This window comes from Bacillus hominis (assembly GCF_018332515.1).
Taxonomy (GTDB): domain Bacteria; phylum Bacillota; class Bacilli; order Bacillales; family Bacillaceae_G; genus Bacillus_A; species Bacillus_A hominis.
In genome coordinates this window covers 1-1,453 of record NZ_BOQD01000339.1, presented here as the reverse complement: position 1 = coordinate 1,453, position 1,453 = coordinate 1, and the positions used below count along the sequence as shown (strand labels likewise).

Here is a 1,453-nt window from a genome sequence, read left to right as displayed (position 1 = left end):
TTAATTTAGTGATAGAAGATGAAGTAAGATTCAAAGGGGATTTATATAATCCAAATAAATGAAAGCGCTTAAAAAAGAGAGGATGAATACTGGATGACTAGAAAATATGACTTAAACCTTTTAGAGAAAATTCAAGAAAAACAAGAAACTATCAACGTACAGGGGGCAAAAGTCCTAGTAAAAAACATACCAGATTGTGATGAAAAAGGGGCTATGGATCCACGTCTTTATAAGGACACAAAGGTTCAAATGAATGTAATGAGGTTTATGCCTAAAAATATGATGAAAATGGATGCTTCTGAAAAATCAGTAAAGAATATGCGAAAACAATTTAATGGTATTAAAAGTGTTCCAATTGTCACTAAAGACATTAATATTATGCATAAAACTGTTCAAGCAGAAGATGGATATGATATTCCGATAAGAATTTATAACAGTATTTCTAAACAGGAGAATGCGCCAGTTTTATACTTTATTCATGGTGGCGGATTTATGGCAGGATCACCAGATGTAGTAGAAGAACTTGTGAAATTGATAGTAGAGAAAACAGATATACTAGCCGTTTCTGTGGATTATCGATTAGCTCCGGAAAATCCTTTTCCAACTGGGCATACAGATTGTTACACTACTTTAAAGTGGATTTATGAGAATGCCGACACATTAGGCGGGGATAAGAATAATATCTTTGTGGCAGGTGATAGTGCAGGAGGGAACTTAACACAGTATTGTACAACTAAAGATATGGAAGATGGTAGGAAGTATGTGAAGGGACAGTTGCTTCTGTATCCTACAATTAATATGTGTGATTATGAAGATGAATTTTATTCATGGAGTATAGATAAATATGAAATTGCTCCTAAGTATAAAAAAGGATTAGAAAAAATGCTTACTATTATGCATTCAATGGCTGGAGGTATGTCAGAAGTACTTGGTACGAAAGAAATTAATTCTAAGTATTTAAGTCCATATGTTGATGTATCTCCAGACTATCCAAGTACATTTATTACGGTAGGAGAGCATGATTTTTTAACGATAGAATGTTTAGCGTATGCAGCTAAATTAACTAAAAAAGGAGTTGATACTGAAACAGTTCTTTATCGAGGATTGGGGCACGCTTATGGAGATAACGTAGGTGTCTATCCTCAAAGTGAAGACTTAGCAATTGAAATGGGGAATTTTATATTAAAACATAGTGGAAAGTAGGGGGAAATGATGAAAAATAAAAAAGGGATATTAATTTCCAGCTTCGCTATTTTACTATGTATCTTTGCATTTACAGACTTACAAATATCCAATAGTCTATATGAACCAACTAATAAGATTGCTCTTTTTTTACAAGCTATAGGAGAAATTCCAGCGATGCTTATTGCCTTATTTTCTAGTATGTATTTATTTAAAACTAGAAAGAATAAAGGTTCAAGAGGGTATTATCTATCTGGAATTGGCTATGGAG

At 33.0% G+C, this 1,453-nt stretch carries 1 protein-coding gene and 1 pseudogene; both read left to right on the top strand.

Features of this window, described 5'->3' with window-relative positions:
* Nucleotides 1-93 precede the first annotated feature (93 nt).
* Nucleotides 94-1,203 carry an alpha/beta hydrolase gene (locus tag KI356_RS24230; protein ID WP_212936692.1) on the top strand — a complete coding sequence of 370 codons (1,110 nt, stop codon included), beginning with the start codon at nt 94-96 and terminating at the stop codon, nt 1,201-1,203.
* A 9-nt stretch (nt 1,204-1,212) separates the two neighbouring features.
* A pseudogene (locus tag KI356_RS24225) lies at nt 1,213-1,453 on the top strand (phosphatase PAP2 family protein); the annotation flags it as partial.

Bases quoted from the DNA above. Each gene is read 5' to 3' on its own strand.
- KI356_RS24230 (WP_212936692.1), top strand. From the start codon at position 94: ATGACTAGAAAATATGACTTAAACCTTTTAGAGAAAATTCAAGAAAAA.